General features: G+C 36.2%; 12 protein-coding genes. 5 read left to right on the top strand and 7 right to left on the bottom strand.

The window, feature by feature from the left end; genetic code table 11:
* Positions 1-168 precede the first annotated feature (168 nt).
* Genes ATZ35_RS08225 through ATZ35_RS08210 form a run of 4 tightly spaced genes read left to right on the top strand, consistent with a single transcriptional unit; the run spans position 169 to position 3605 of the window.
* Positions 169-1362, top strand: coding sequence for a betaine/proline/choline family ABC transporter ATP-binding protein (locus ATZ35_RS08225; RefSeq protein WP_208930333.1), 1194 nt, complete (start codon positions 169-171; stop codon positions 1360-1362).
* A 4-nt stretch (positions 1363-1366) separates the two neighbouring features.
* Complete coding sequence (locus ATZ35_RS08220; protein WP_208930332.1) at positions 1367-2002, top strand: ABC transporter permease; 636 nt, start codon at positions 1367-1369, stop codon at positions 2000-2002.
* Positions 2003-2004: 2 nt separating this feature from the next.
* Positions 2005-2937 carry an osmoprotectant ABC transporter substrate-binding protein gene (locus ATZ35_RS08215; RefSeq protein ID WP_208930331.1) on the top strand — a complete coding sequence of 311 codons (933 nt, stop codon included), beginning with the start codon at positions 2005-2007 and terminating at the stop codon, positions 2935-2937.
* Positions 2937-3605 carry an ABC transporter permease gene (locus ATZ35_RS08210; protein WP_279614926.1) on the top strand — a complete coding sequence of 223 codons (669 nt, stop codon included), beginning with the start codon at positions 2937-2939 and terminating at the stop codon, positions 3603-3605. Before ATZ35_RS08215 ends, ATZ35_RS08210 begins: the two co-directional genes overlap by 1 nt.
* 557 nt (positions 3606-4162) lie before the next feature.
* Here ATZ35_RS08210 and kimA read toward each other — a convergent pair.
* The 7 genes from kimA to ATZ35_RS08175 all read right to left on the bottom strand — a co-directional run bounded on the left by kimA (position 4163) and on the right by ATZ35_RS08175 (position 14672).
* A complete protein-coding gene (gene kimA, locus ATZ35_RS08205) occupies positions 4163-5986 on the bottom strand; it encodes a potassium transporter KimA (RefSeq protein WP_208930330.1) in 1824 nt (607 codons plus the stop codon).
* Between the two features lie 292 nt (positions 5987-6278).
* Positions 6279-7940, bottom strand: a complete 1662-nt coding sequence (locus ATZ35_RS08200; RefSeq protein WP_208930329.1) for a MutS-related protein — start codon at positions 7938-7940, stop codon at positions 6279-6281.
* Between the two features lie 113 nt (positions 7941-8053).
* Positions 8054-8392 (bottom strand): hypothetical protein, encoded by a 339-nt coding sequence (locus ATZ35_RS08195; protein WP_208930328.1) that lies wholly within the window; start codon positions 8390-8392, stop codon positions 8054-8056.
* Positions 8393-8539: 147 nt separating this feature from the next.
* Positions 8540-9703, bottom strand: a complete 1164-nt coding sequence (locus tag ATZ35_RS08190; RefSeq protein WP_208930327.1) for a cation diffusion facilitator family transporter — start codon at positions 9701-9703, stop codon at positions 8540-8542.
* Between the two features lie 230 nt (positions 9704-9933).
* A complete protein-coding gene (locus tag ATZ35_RS08185; protein ID WP_208930326.1) occupies positions 9934-12633 on the bottom strand; it encodes a YhgE/Pip domain-containing protein in 2700 nt (899 codons plus the stop codon).
* Positions 12634-12883: 250 nt separating this feature from the next.
* Positions 12884-13111, bottom strand: a complete 228-nt coding sequence (locus ATZ35_RS08180; RefSeq protein ID WP_086281825.1) for a hypothetical protein — start codon at positions 13109-13111, stop codon at positions 12884-12886.
* 214 nt (positions 13112-13325) lie between these two features.
* Entirely contained in the window at positions 13326-14672 is a 1347-nt protein-coding gene (locus ATZ35_RS08175; protein WP_208930325.1) for an FAD-dependent oxidoreductase, read from the bottom strand.
* Positions 14673-14863: 191 nt separating this feature from the next.
* Here ATZ35_RS08175 and ATZ35_RS08170 point away from each other — a divergent pair, with 191 nt between their 5' ends.
* Positions 14864-16345 (top strand): AcpB/EbpR/MafR family transcriptional regulator, encoded by a 1482-nt coding sequence (locus ATZ35_RS08170; RefSeq protein WP_208930324.1) that lies wholly within the window; start codon positions 14864-14866, stop codon positions 16343-16345.
* Positions 16346-16358: the final 13 nt, after the last annotated feature.

The raw sequence follows: 16358 nt of genomic DNA, 5'->3' as shown, positions 1-16358 counted from the left end.
AAAAATATGTTGATCATCTCATTATTTTTGACCTTAAGAATGGTCATAAAAACCTCTGATTTGTCCAAATCGTTGTTTTGTAGCATACTAGTAGTAGAACCATTTGTTAGGAAACACTGTAATTCTGTAAGAAACGAGACCAAGAAAAAAGAATTTGGGGTGAGAAAGTTGATCGAATTTCAACATGTTTCAAAAATTTACAAAGGCGGCAAAATCGCTGTAGATGACATCAATCTGTCTTTTGATAAAGGCGAATTTATCTGCTTTATCGGAACCAGTGGTAGCGGAAAAACAACTTCTATGAGAATGATCAATCGAATGACTGATCCATCAAAAGGAAAAATCTTGATCAATGGTGAAGATATTCAAACGATCAATCCAGTGGAGTTACGTAGAAAAATCGGGTATGTTATTCAAAATATCGGGTTGATGCCGCATATGACAATTAGAGAAAACATCGTACTTGTACCGAAGTTATTGAAAGTAGACCTTGAAGAGCGCAATAAAATCGCAGAAAAAATGATCGATTTAGTGGAGCTACCTAGAGAAATGCTTGATCGTTATCCAAACGAATTATCTGGTGGACAACAACAACGAATCGGCGTTGTTCGGGCTCTTGCAGCTAATCAAGATATTATCTTGATGGATGAACCTTTTGGTGCATTAGATCCAATTACAAGAGACTCTTTACAAGACTTAGTCAAAGATTTACAAGAACGTTTAGGAAAAACAATTGTATTTGTAACACATGATATGGATGAAGCGTTAAAATTATCGAATCGAATTGCCATTATGAGTGAAGGTAAAGTGATCCAATTTGATACGCCGGATAATATTTTACGTCATCCAGTCAACGAATTTGTCGAAGAATTAATTGGTGAAGATCGTTTGATCCAAGCCAAGCCAGATATTACAACAGTTGGTGAAGTAATGTTGAACAATGCGATTACGATCACACCAGAAAAATCATTATCAGAAGCAATCAAACTAATGAGAGAAAAACGTGTTGATACACTCTTAGTTGTTGATGGGGCTGGAGTCTTAAAAGGCTTTATCGATGTTGAAACACTTGATCGCCGCAGAAATACGGCTACCAGTGTTAGTGATATCATGAATCCAAAAGTCTTCTTTGTAAAAAAATCTTCTTTACTACGCGACACGTTGCAACGAATTTTAAAACGTGGCTTAAAATACGTTCCTGTTGTAGACGACCAACAAAAAGTCGTGGGTATTTTAACCAGAGCTTCCTTAGTAGATATCGTTTACGATGTTATCTGGGGTGAAGAAGAAACAGAAGAAACTGCTCCAACTCAAAATGAATCAGAAGCAACTGATGTCAAACAGCCTCAAGCGGAGGTGTAAAAAAATGAATCAGTTTTTATTAGAAAGAGGAAATGAACTTGTCACTAAAATTGGTGAACATATTTTTATTTCTGGGATAGCACTGCTACTGGGGATTTTGTTTGCTGTGCCGATTGGCATCCTGTTGACCAGAACTAAAAGAACCGCAGCAATCATTATCGGGTTGACCAGTGCCTTACAAACCGTTCCATCACTGGCTTTACTTGCTTTGATGATCCCAATTTTTGGTGTTGGAAAAATTCCAGCAATCATTGCATTGTTTATTTACTCCTTATTACCTATTTTACGAAATACGTATATCGGTATCCGCGAAGTCAGCTCGGATTATAAAGATGCTGCTAAAGGGATGGGGATGACCAATGTCCAATCGATTTTTATGGTCGAATTACCAATCGCTATGCCGACAATCATGGCTGGGATTCGCCTAGCTGCAGTCTATGTGATTGCATGGGCGACACTTGCTTCTTACATTGGTGCTGGTGGTCTTGGCGATTTCATTTTCAGTGGATTAAACAACTACCAACCTGATTTGATTTTCGCTGGAACGATTCCTGTCACAATTTTAGCGCTAGCTGCGGATTTATTGCTTGGATTATTGGAGAAAAAATTAACGCCTAAAGCATTAAGGGAGGCGGAATAATAATGAAACAAAAACTTAAATTATTACTGTTAACTTGTTGCAGTGCGTTGCTATTAGCAGGCTGTTCTTTACCTGGACTAGCTTCTAACTCTGATGATTCAACCATTTCCATTACCGGAGGAATCACATCGGAAGCACAAATCTTAGCCAGCTTAGTTGCTGGTATGATCGAACATTATACGGATGAAAAAACGACGATCATCAACAACTTAGCCACAACTACGATCAATCATCAAGCTATGATGAATGGCGATGCACAAATTTCAGCTGCCCGTTATACCGGAACTGATTTAACGACAACATTAAACTTAGAACCGATCAAAGATCCGAAAAAGGCCTTTGATGTTGTTCAATCTGAATTTCAAAAAAGATTTCAGCAAAAATGGTTTAATTCCTATGGATTTGCTAATACCTATGCTTTTATGGTAACGCAAGAAACCGCTAAAAAGTATAATTTGAAAACCATCAGTGACCTCAAAAAAGTTGGTGATCAATTGACTGCTGGTGTTGATACGTCTTGGATCGATCGTAAGGGTGATGGCTACAAAGGCTTCACCGAAACATACGGCTTCGATTTTAAACGTGTTTTCCCAATGCAGATTGGTTTAGTCTATGATGCTGTTGCTGCTAACAAGATGGATGTTGTTCTAGGTTATTCAACAGACGGTCGGATCGGCAGCTATGATTTGGTGATTTTAGAAGATGATCTACACTTCTTCCCACCTTATGATGCCTGTGCGGTTGCAACAGACGAAATCTTGAAAAAACATCCTGAACTGAAGGATGTATTAGCTAAATTATCAGGCAAAATTTCAACGGAAACGATGCAAAAACTGAACTATCAAGCAGACAATGATTTGATGGAACCAGAAACTGTTGCAGACAACTTCTTAAAAGAACACCATTTCTTCGAATCTGAAGGAGGTGGAAAATAATGCAGAACCTACAAGATATGAATTTACTGCAACAGTTCTTCTATTACTTTGAGCAAAACGGTAGTTATGTTTTGAGTCAGTTTGTTCGACATTTTCTGATTTCCATTTATGGTGTATTATTTGCCGCTATCGTGGGTATTCCAATCGGGATTTTCATTGCCCGTAGAAGAAAAATGGCTGGTTGGGTCGTAAGTATTGCAAACTTGATCCAAACAGTTCCTTCTCTAGCAATGCTTTCCATTTTGATGCTAGGTCTAGGACTTGGCGTCAATACTGTTATTGTCACTGTCTTTCTCTATTCATTATTGCCAATCATCAAAAATACGTATACTGGGATGATCCAGGTCGATCGAAATATTTTAGATGTCGGTAAAGGCATGGGGATGACTAAATGGCAGCGACTTTACATGGTAGAATTACCGCTTTCTGTTTCTGTGATCATGGCAGGAATTCGAAATGCTTTAGTTGTCGCAATCGGAATCACCGCAATTGGTGCTTTTGTTGGCGCTGGTGGACTGGGTGATATCATCATCCGCGGAACCAATGCCACAGATGGTACCGCCATTATCCTTGTTGGGGCTTTACCAACTGCTTTGATGGCGATCATTACTGACTGGGTGTTGGGCATGATCGAACGCCGATTAGATCCGGTGAGTAAACATTCATAGAAAAGCGGAATGAGCCGTTTAGCTCTGCCTGAAAAATAGAAAATCCTGTTAGTGATGCTCTTTATCACAAACAGGATTTATCTTTTTTCCGAAGAGCTGGTTCATATAGCTAGATCATAGAAAAGCGGAACAAAACGCTTAGCCTTAGAGAAAATTAGGAATCTGGATATAGAACGTTCTTTGTTCTCTATCCAGATTATCTATTTTCCTCAAAGGCTGTTTTGTGCAGCTGGATCATAGAAAAGCAGAATGAGCCGTTTTGCTCTGACTGAAAAATAGGAAATCCTGTTAGTGATGCTCTTTATCACAAACAGGATTTATCTTTTTTCCGAAGAGCTGGTTCATGTAGCTAGATCATAGAAAAGCGGAACACGTTTGCTCAGATCCTGAGTGATATAAGAAAAATAATTTTAACAGGGCGCTTTTCCCTGTGAATTAGTTTTCGTTATCACCGAAGGATTTAACGGTTGCAGCTGGATCAAGTAAAAACGTATGAGTCTGTTTAGCTCTAACATAAAAAGCAAGTAAGAATCTCTTCAGATCCTTACTTGCTTTTATTATTTCTTCAAATGATAACTATACGTCGCAACCACAATATTTTCCCGCCATGATAATTTTAAACGTAAACGCAAGCTCGTCTGATTATGCAAAATATTTTGCCAGCGCCGATTAGGCACAAACTGTGGAATCAACACAGTTGTCGTGTAATTCCGTTTGGCTGAATTTCGACTTACTAAGTCCACATAACGAAGAATTGGATTGGTGATCGAACGATAAGATGAATGGACGACAGAAAAACGAATATCTGGAAAATGTTGCTTAAAAGCGGCTTCGATTTCTTTTTCCTTTTCAACGTTTTCATCTAAGGAGACATGCATCGCTACTACATAATCACCGATTGAACGAGCATAATTGACAGCTCCCACATTAGCTTGAGTAGCATTTCCGACTAAGACAATCACTGTATTACCATAAAATTCCTGCTGCTTGACTGTTTCTTCTAAGCGTAGTTGTTCCGCTACATTTTGGTAATGAGTATGAATACTGTAAAAAACAAAAATCAACACAGGCATAATAATAAAGAACGGCCAGATATCGCCTAAACGATACATGAACAAAATAACGATGATTGCATAAGAAATGAAGGCTCCAACAATATTCGCAATTGATTTTGATAACCATTTTTTCGTTTCTTTCCGCCATTTCAGCACCATACCTGTCTGAGATAAAGCAAAGGGAATAAAGACCCCGATTGAATATAGCGGAATCAAGCGTTCTGTTGACCCTTGGAAGATCAATAACAATACGACAGAACCTGCCGCTAAGGTCAAAATCCCATTTGAATAGCCTAAACGATCTCCACGATCCATGTACATATGGGGCATGAATTTATCCTTGGCTAAGTTATAGGCTAACACTGGAAAGGCTGAAAAACCTGTATTGGCTGCTACAGCTAAAATCAATGCTGTTGCAAATTGCAGTACATAATAAAGGATATTTTGACCAAAAACAGCTTTCCCAATTTGCGCTAATACCGTCACTTCATTTTGTGGCACGATTCCATACCAATAATTGATAAAGGTGATTCCAACAAAGAAAAAACCTAAGATTGCAGCCATTAGCGTTAACGTTCCTGCAGCATTTTTTGCTCTAGGCTTTTTGAAAAACGGTACCGCATTACTGATGGCTTCCACTCCAGTCAGTGAAGAAGAGCCTGAAGAGAAGGCTCGTAACACCAACGCAATCGTAATACCTGGAACAACTGTACCTGGTATGGCTGTTGCGTGTAAAGGAACCGCCCCTGTCATGATTTTGAACAAACCAGTCCCAATCAATAATGTGATCACTGCAATAAAACTATACACAGGGAACATCAAGAAACTAGCAGATTCTCTCAATCCGCGTAGATTCATCAACATGATCAACAACACGATCACAATCGAGATAGCCACTTGGTGACCATACAATGCTGGTACCGCTGAAATGATTGCCTCAGCACCTGCTGAAACGGATACGGCCACGGTCAGCATATAATCGACCAGCAATGAACCACCAGCCACTAAACCGGCATTCTTCCCTAAATTTTCGCTACTGACAACATAAGCGCCACCACCATGAGGATAGGCGTGAATGATTTGCCGATAAGATAACGTTAATGAAATAAGTAAAATAATAACAAAAGCAGCGATGGGCAACGAATACCAAATAGCAGCAGCAGATAATGTAACCAGTACAACAACGATTTGTTCTGTCCCATAGGCAATTGATGATAGTGCATCTGATGACAATAAGGCCAGTGCAGCAAAACGACTCAACTTATGCTCATCGTTTTCAGTTGATTTTAACGGTTTTCCGATAAATAATCGTTTTAAGTAGTCCACTTGATCAACCTCTCCTTCTTTGATTTTTTTCTATTTTATTTTCAGAAAAGAATATGCTTTTTCCGCAAACAATCACATATGCTACGCCCATAAATGACGATTGTCAATTATTTACCTGCTAAACTATTGAAATATTTATCTCTTCCTCTTTCTCTATTTAACAAATTCTTAGAACATTGTTTCTAACATTTTAGCAAGATTCTCTTTTCATCAAAACTATCCCACTTTTACGCTGTTTTTAGGCTAGTAAAAAAGACAAGAACAGCTCTGATGCCAGTCCTTGTCTTTTTTACTATTCTATTATTTGCCATGATCGATGTTGATCAAAATAGTCTGCTTCTTTTTTCGCTTGTTCAACAATGCTTTGGGGATAATTCAGCACATCCAACAACTGAATAGCATTTCTTGTTGTAGAAGGACCTTGCCGCAATTGATAATCAAAGGTCACGCCTTGTTCTTTAGTAACCTGTTCTTCAAAATGAACATTATCACACGATCCTTTTAAAATTTCTGTCAGTTCAATATCATGCGTCGCAACAAACGCTAAGGACGGATACGCATCTAACCAATGCACCATACTAGATGAGGCAGCAATGCGCTCGATCGTATTCGTACCTTTTAATATTTCATCGATAAAACACAAACAAGGAACAGTTGTTTCAGCCAAGTCCAGCACGCGTTTGACCGATTTTATTTCTGCTATAAAATAGCTGTCCCCTTCAAAAATATCATCCTCCACTGCCATTGATGTTAAAATATGGCCAAATGGTAATTGGAAGTGCGTTGCTAAAGCTGTGTGAATCGTTGCAGAAAGGATACAGCTGATTGCCACACTTTTGACGTACGTTGACTTACCTGAAGCATTAGAACCTGTTACAAGCGTATTTTTGGTCCAATTCACCTCATTTGGCACCGGTTCTGTTAGTAATGGATGATAGACTTCTTCACCTAGCACTTGAATTTCTTCTGAAAAAACCGGCTGACTGGTATCAGGCATGACCATTCGAAAATTTAACACAGCGGCAGCTACTTCTAGCTCTCCCAATAAACGCCACATTTCTTTTGCTTGCAACTCATAATTCTTCAATTTTTCCAAAACAAAATTATAGGAAATAAATGGTAACATAAAAATCATCGCGAAATAATCAAACATCAGCTCCGCATCACTATTTGACTTCATTCGAAAAGAAATACCAAACTTGGTCATCGCAGCAAGTGGTCGTAAATTTTTCGTCAGCTCTTCTTGAAAAGGTGTTTTTATTTTCGCTATTTTCTTAGCACAGGCAACCGTTTGAACCAAATAGCCCATACAAGTCAGCTCACGTTGGAGTTTTGCCTTTTTTACTTGATAATAGATGACGTTGAATAAGATTGAGCCTAATAGTAATAAAATAGATAACGACGTTGGAAATACCAACACGACTATCAGCAATAGAATTGGCAATAGCCCGCAGAATAGATACAATTTTGTTTTAGGCAACTCTTGGCTTCTGGTTTCACTTAAATAGCTTTCTACATTATTTTTATCTTGCTTCCCTAAACAGGCAAAATGAAATTGCAGCTCTTCTCGAATAGTCGGATTTTGTTGATAATAATCGATTAATTTCTCCAAACGATCATGGCTTTCTTTAGAAAAATTAAAATTTCGTAAACGTTGATACAGTGCCTCTGATCCTATACTTGAATAAGTTCCATTGATTCGCTCAAATAAGGCAAAGCCGTCTAAGTCATACCAAGTAATATCATCGATTTCACTATCGTAATTTCGGTACTTTCTTGCCTGACTCCACGCTTCTTTCAAGCTTTCTTCTTTATCAAAGAAACGCGAACTTGGAAACGTCCCCCATTGACTTTTAACCATTGCTCTCAATTTTAGGCGATTATAGATTTCCATTACAGTGATGATTAAAATAATCAGTCCCACAAAACCAAGGACAATCAATTGTGCTTCCATTCAAAATCCCCCTTTTTTAATCAGTATATGATTTTGCGAATTTAGATACAAGAAAAAAAAGAAACAACTGAGGAAAATCCCTTGTGGATATCGCTCAGTCACTTCTTTTTATTTTACGATTGGTAATACTCTTGGTTCATACTTTCATATTCACCCAAATCCCACTCTAAGGGTGCATGTTCTTCTACTATCGCTTTTTTTGAGTACTCTAGCTCTAGCTTTTTAGAGTATTGCGGGCTTGAATTCAGCATGTGGGTAATAGTTTCATCCTGCATTTTTATAATATGTTTCAAACGGACTTTTTCTAATTTTAAATCCGTGATTTCCTCTTGGTGTAACTCTTTTTTCTCTAATAAAGTCCTTAAAAATTGCTTATCTCTAACAATCACCAATGTCAACACAACGATCACCACAACGAAAAAATACAGAACAATCAATAACTCACTATTCATCTTTTTAATTCCTCCTAACAATCCATCCCTATGGTACCACGTTAAAGAAGATTATTTTTTCATTTTTTTAGATAGAACAACTGATTTTATATTTTTTTTGAGAAAATAAAACAGATTTATATCTATAGTTCATCATTTTCTAAATATTTAGAGTAAATAATTGTGGTCAAAGGTTACTTCCACTGGATAGTCACCAATATTTCTGTAAACTTGTTCCTGAATCCGAATCTTTAATTCCTGATCTGTTGCTTTAAACTGATTTGGAACGACTAAGTCAAATAAGATACGTGGTTTACCGCCATGTTCAACTAAACGAATGTCGTGCCCTTTTAATTCACTATCGATTCCTTTAATGATTTTTTTCAGTTCCTGATGAATAAACTGTTGTCTTTGGTCATATAAATTTACTGGATCGATATGGCAAACTAGATCCACGCCTAGCTTTTGCCTAAACTCTAACTCGATTTCATCAATTGTTTCATGTGCTTTGGTCAAATCCCAGCGATCATCAATTTCAATATGAACTGACGCAAAGGTTTTGTTTGGTCCATATTGATGAATCAGCAAGTCATGATACCCCACGATTTCTGAAACAGAGGATAGATACAATTTCATTTGATCGATCGCTGCTTGGTCTGGGCGTAACCCCATCAACTCATTTATAAACTCACGAATCAATTGCAAGCCACTAAAAATAATATAACAAGCAATGACCAAACCAACGATGCCATCGATTTTTAGCCCCGTAACACCTTCAACCGTTGCTGAGACTAAAACCGCAATCGTTGTGAAGACGTCGTTTAAACTATCTTTAGCTGTTGCAACAAGGGTATTTGAATCAATTTTTTTGGCTACCCGTTTATAAAACACACTTTGCCAAACTTTGATCAAAATCGACAAAACTAAAATGATCAGAATCACTGGCGTCACTTTGATACTTTGTGGTGCTTTGATTCGTTCGATTGAAGTCATAAAGAATTGAAAACCAACAAATGTGATCAACAATGACACTAACATCCCACTGATATACTCAAAACGTTCATGACCGTACGGATGCTCTTTATCTGCAGGTTTGCCCGCAATATAAAAACCAACTAAAGTTAAAACCGAAGAAACGGTATCTGACAAGTTATTCATGGCATCGGCCATGATCGACACACTGCCTGAAACCAAGCCGATCAATAGTTTCCCTACAAAAAGAAGTAAGTTAGATAACAATCCGACAACTCCTGCAAAAATACCAAAGGCTGTTCGCGTATCTGAATTTTTTGGTTGTCTTTTTTCAAAACGATCTATTAAAAAATTTATCATAATCATCCCTACCTCATTTTTAGCATATCTTAAGACTATAAAATGATTCTGATCATTTGTATAGTGAAATCCTATTTTTATTAGTGACTTTTTATTGTTTAGAAAGACCCAAGTTGATTGATGGGCGTTCTTTGTTTTTTTGTTAGGTTTGCCTTGAAAAAATGAACAAAAAATTGACATGCCCTTGTAATCGGTCATGTCAATCTTTTGTTATAATTCAATCGTAATGATCAGTGGAAGATATGACTTTCATGAGAAACTTTTGCAAATTTCTTCGTTTTTTCTTCAATATAAGGATATAAGAATATCCCTAATACACAGAAAACAATCGCGATCATCGCTAAAATAATAATCGCTTTCCAGGCATTTGGCCAATAAATTCCGCCTGCTGACTCCCGTAATAAATTCACCGCATGGGTAAATGGTAAAAACGGATTGATAAACTGGAAGAACTTGCCGGAAACTTGGATCGGATAATTTCCGCCCCCGCCCGAAATGGAGAGGACTAAGATAATGATCGCAGCACCTTTTCCGACATTGCCGAACAGCGCCACAAGTACATAAACCATCATCATAAACGTAAAGGCGATCAACAAGGCAAACAAGACACTATAAAATGGCTGTCTCACATCTACTCCTAGTACGAAGTAATTCCCTAAAGTCACGATCAAGGCTTGCGCTAAGCCCATCACTAAGAATGTTAGCATTCTTGCAGAAAATTGTTCCCGTTTAGAATATTTACCACGGTCTTTTTCATCTAAATAAAAATCAGTGGTTGCTACACTTGAAAATAATACGGCTCCGACCCACAGACACAATGCTGTGTAAAACGGCGTACTAGCTGAACCATTATTGGCAATTGGATAAATTTTATGTTCAGATACTTCAACTGGTTTTGCAAAGAAGTCACTTTCCGCGTTAGCATCCAGTTTAAGCAGTTTTATCACTTGTCCAAGGTCAACGTCCTTTTCACCTTTACGAATCGCTTCAGCGGCTTTATGAAGCCCTGTTTTAATGTTTGGCCAATCGTTTTGAACTAAATCATTGGCTTTGTTTAAAGCAGATTCTAAATCTGGCATTTTTTCGTTGACTGTTTTTAATGTTCCAGTAATGTTTTCTTTGATTTCTGGGTAATCATTTTTAATAAAGCTTGCTGCTAAGCCCAGTTTTTCTTCTATTACAGGTAACTCGTTGTTATAAAGATCTGCGCCTTTATTGATACCATTGACGATCGTCTCCATATGGCCGTTCAGTAATACATTTGCATCATGAACTTCTTGTTTGATCGCTGGTAATTCTGCTTGATATTTTTCTAAAATACCGATCGCATTGGCAACAGTCGCTTGAGTTGAATTTAATAGTGTGGCAAAGTCAATTTGTTTTGCTTGACTAAGCAGACCTTGTGCAGTTGAAATCGTATTGATTAGTTTGGTTAATATATCATTTACATCCGCTGCAACTGCATCGACATTGATACTACCTGCAATCCCAGCAATGTTTCCAGCCATACTTTCGATCTCAGCAAGAACAGCTTTTAATTGATCCACAGAAATTGAATCCGCATCGATACTATCTACTCTCGCTTTCAAGCCACCGATTAGTGTGCTCAAATTGTTCAAGCTATCAATGATTGGTTGAAGATCTTGATTACCAGAAGAATTTTGAATATCTGTCAGCATCGCGGCTAATTGATCGATCGCTACTTGTTGTTTACCTAAACTATAGCTAAATTGTTGCAACATTTGTTTTAAAGCTGCACGTTCATCTGGCGTTAATTCATTGTCTGTCAATAATTGTTCGATTTGTCCAGCAATTGCGGATACATTGGAGCCAATGGTTTGAACAGACTCTAAGGTTACTTTGATACTGCTAGTAATACTTGGCAGCGCTTCTTGTAATTTTGTTGCACCATCTTTGGTCGCTGTCGCCAATTGATCTGCCTGATCTCCAAGTTTTTCAATATCTGGTAAAGCCGTTTGAACTTGTTGGATGATCGTTAATCCTTGTTTTGCTTCATTGATTCCATCAGTCATGGTTTGTTCGACGGAAGCAAAATCTTCATCGATCATCGCTAATTGTTTACCCGCATTTTGAATTTCCGGAATTTTTTCTTGCAAGGTTAAAATAACTTTAGCCTGCTCTTTGATCGTCGGCATTTTATCATTTAAATCCACCAATTTTGTTCCTAAAGCATCCACTTGCGGTAAATAGTCCACAAATTCATTGGCTTTTGCTAATTTTGTTTTCAGTTCTGGCATTTTGCCATGAAGTGCTACGACTTCTTGTGTATACTTGTCGATTTGCTCAATGTTATCATCCGTTGATAAAATCATATTTTTTACTTTGGTGATACTGACTAAATTAGAATCTAAATTATAGCCTATATCATTAAATACCGTAACTAAGGTACTACTTGCAGTTTTGGTAAATTGATCGGTTATTTGGGCTTGTAAAGAAGAAGCGCCTTTTTCTGCAATTTTTGGTGCAATCGCATTGATTTTTTCATTGATAGAATACTCTATTTTAGGTTTGACGATTTCACCTGTCGTAAAACTCAATAAATCTTTAGAAAAGTCTTTCGGTAAATAAATCCCAGCAAAATATTTACCAGATTTTACCCCTTTGTCTAATTCTTCTTTTGAATCAACAAACTTCCAGCCTAATTGTTTATTTTCATGAAGGTTTTTCAGGACTTCTTTCCCTATATCAACTTCCTTACCTTGAAAACTTGCTGCTTTGTCGTCACTGTATACCGCAATTGGCAATTCTCCAGTGTTTGCGTAAGGATCCCACAAAGCTTTGATATTGAACCATGCATAAAGTGATGGAATAATCATCAGGGCAATGATCAAAAATGTAGCGATTGGGTTCTTAAAAATGCGTTGCCAATCTAATTTAAATAACTTGAATGTATTTTTTATATGTTTCATCCTGCTCACCTACTCTTTTTAATGACTGATATACTTTAGCATAGTTTTTTTATCAATAACAAATGAAAAATCCATTTTTTGTCTATTTCTACGACAAGTTTCTAGAACTGTCGTAGAGAGTTCTTCTATGTATTTGTTTTCGTCATTTAACCAACTATTTTTTATTGATTTACCTCTTCTACTCATTCTTTCTAGCACCTAAAAAAAGACAAACTCATCCGAATGAATCAGCTTGCCTTTATTTTTTTGCTTATAATTTTGCTGAAAACTCTGATACAACTTTTTTGACTTCGTTTACTGAATCAGGATCCAGATAAGAAAGTGCTCTAGGAACCACACTCATCAGGTACATTTTATCGAGTTTATCCGTTGATTTTCTTTCCATCAATTCTGCCAGCAAATGTTTCATGTCTTCTTGATGATCTGGTTTAGTTCGATCCATTATGAAGTCATAAAATTTCTTTTCCTCTGCTTTCATCGGCGATGCCCCCTAGAATTTTATTCTATTATAAACTTAAATAACAATAAGTAGTAGTATTTTGATTTATTTACAAAAATAACAATTATGCAAAAAAACAACAAAACGAAAAGGACGTTGTTTTGCTGTTTCTCTAACGAATCGGGCAAGCCATTTTTTATGTTTAATTAAAGTGCTCAATCATTTCAAAAATATAATAATACATGTTATTAAATTATCGAGATTTATACTTTTCTATCAAAAATTCATATGCTGCTCGTCCTATAATTCCCATTGGCTGATTGATTCCTGGATTAAAATAAAAATCTAGTGTCACTAATTCTTCTAAGGTTGTCTCTTTCTCAATTGCCAAAGATAAGGTATTAATTGATTGTGTAATGTCTTTTTCAGACATTAATTGACCACCAATCAGTTTGTGCGTTCCTTTTTCGAAAACCATTTTGATATGTACTTCTTCTTGTAATTCAAGATAAGGTAGTTGACATGGCAATGTTAAAAAGGTACTTTCCACTTCGATTCCTTCAAACTTTGCTTCTTCTTCTGTTAACCCTGTGCTAGCAACATAACTGTTGAAGATTTTCGTTGCCGTTGTTTTTTGAGTCGTTTTATATTTAATCATATGTCCCAGAACATTCATTGCCGCAACTGTTGCACTTCTGACAACATTATTGACTAAAGGAACAAACGATTTACGGTAGCTATTACGAACTGGATAAGAAATCACGTCACCTAAAGCAAATATATCTGGATCACTTGTTTGCATATGTTCGTTGACTCGTATCGTTCCATTAGCATTTAAATCTAAAAACTCTTTGACTAATCGACTATCTGGACGAGCGTTTACCGCTATAATTACATAATTATTTCTAATTTCTTCATTCGTTGTATTTGTAACAAATAGCTCTTCTTCTAATTCTGAGAAGCTAATAACACTTTCATTTAAATGAAGTTTCACACCAGATGCAACGATTTTTTCTTCAATCAGTGAAGAAAGTTCCTTATCTAAGTATCGAAAAAGAACTGAACCTGCACTTTCAATCAAATGAATTTCTTTGCCTTGATCTTTCAATGCATCGCACAATTCTACACCAATGTAGCCTCCGCCAACAATTGAGATCGATTTTGACTGTTCCAATTTTTCCAATACTTCTACAGAGCTAGGATAGCTTTTGAATACAGTTACTTTATCTTTACTTGGTAATGTTATATTTGTTGAAAATTGATTTGAGCCCGTTGCAAGGATCAGCTTTTCATAGCTAATTTCAATCACGTTGTTAGAAGCGTCCTCATAAACGATGTATTTTTTCTCTGGATCTATTGTAGTAACTGTTGCATTAATTAAAACGTCTACCCCTTTATTATTCAATTCTTCTAGAGTCAGATACCTCACTTTGTCCAATTCATCAACCAATTGATTCATTTTCAATACGATTCCGCTTGAAACAAAACTGATCTCACTTCTTTTTTCAATTAGAATAACCTCGGTTTGAGGATTTAATCTCTTTAATGTTAATGCTGCCTGAAGTCCCCCATGGGAGGCTCCGATAATTACTACTTTCACTAAAGTTCTTCTCCCTTCAATCGACTATGCCATCGCTATGTTTATATATATACAAAATAATAACAACATTACATCCCATTATATATAAAAATTCGTTTTTTTTAAATAATAATAGTCAGTAAATTTATTTTTATAAGTTGCGTATTGCCATTTCCCCATGAATCAAGTATCCTTAAAGTGAGGTGTCTATTATGCTGAAACGAGATTTTTTAGAAAAGCCCTTTGATTATATGAATGATATATTATTATTTTTATACAACAATCAAGGCCACGCAACAAAAAACGAGCTAGTCAGTGAATTTCAAATTAGCTTGCCAACATTAAATGAATACTTGTCTTTCCTGCAAAGTTTTCTTGAAGAAAATCAGGTGAACGAGCAAGTTGAAATAACATTAAACGGTGAAAATATCTCTTTGAAAAAAGAACCAACTTTTCCATTGAAAAAAGTTGTTGTCCTTTTTCTGGAAAAGTCGATCAAGTTTCAAATGGTCAATCAGTTATTTTCGAAAGGAGAATTGACTTGTGACTATTTTCAGCTGAACTATGCGATCAGTTCTGCAACGTATTATCGAAAAATCACTGAGCTAAATGATCTTTTAAAGGAATTTCGCCTTCAAATCAAACGTGGAAAACTTATTGGAGAAGAAAAACAAATCCGTTATTTTTTCTTTTGTTTTTTCTGGTTTCTTTTTGAGGATAAAACAAGTTTGGAGAAGGAAACAGCCAATCAGTATCTTGGCTTTGTAGATATTTTAAAAGAATCGCTTAACTTGGTTTTTGATCCGACCGAAGTCCTGCAAATTAAATTATGGATGAAAATATCCTTCAGACGACTGACTACAGAGTACAACCCAGTTATTAGTCCCAACTATGATTATCCTGATCGACCGTTATTTGAAGAAATTAATTTAGCCTTACATACATATATGAAAAAAATCGACCGTCCATATACTATTTATGAAGCATACATGTTTTATGACTTCTTTTGTTCTATGAATAATTTTTCGCCTAATTCTGCTTTTGCTTTTAGATTGGCAGAAAAGCAACGTAGAGAAAGTTCTTACTTAAACTATATGAATAAAGTGATTTTAAAATATCTAAAACAGCAAGGGTATTTATCGAGTTACGCTTCTTCTGCTCGTTTACTGTATATTGAAAATCTATTGTTTCAACTTCATTCTCAGCTTTATTACTTTGACGGATTTATCTTGGCCTTTGATAACTGGACAGTGAAGTCCATCGTCAACGCACATCGTCATCCGTTTTCCGGTAATGAAGTTTTTGAATTGATGGATATCGCTACAAAAAAGTTTGATCAAGATGGTGAAAAAGGTAGTTATAAAAATAAATTCACTGAAATTCACTATACGATCATCTTAAATCATATTGCTGAATTAAATGAAGAAAAAATTGCAATCGGTGTCTACCACTCACTCAATCCATTTATTGGTGAATTGGTTATTCAACATTTGACAAATGTTTTAGGTCATAAATATCCAATTAAAACAGAAGCATTCAAAGAAGACAGTCATTATGATATCTTACTTTCCAATATCTATAGTGAAACGATTTCTGAAAAACAAGAATTAGTTTATATTTTTTCAGATATTGGAAATAGTTATGATATGACCGAAATTGAGAAATTGATTATTCAGTTGATCGACACGCGATAGCCTGACGCTTGTT

This window comes from Enterococcus rotai (assembly GCF_001465345.1).
GTDB lineage: Bacteria > Bacillota > Bacilli > Lactobacillales > Enterococcaceae > Enterococcus_L > Enterococcus_L rotai.
This window is presented reverse-complemented; position numbering and strand designations above follow the sequence as displayed.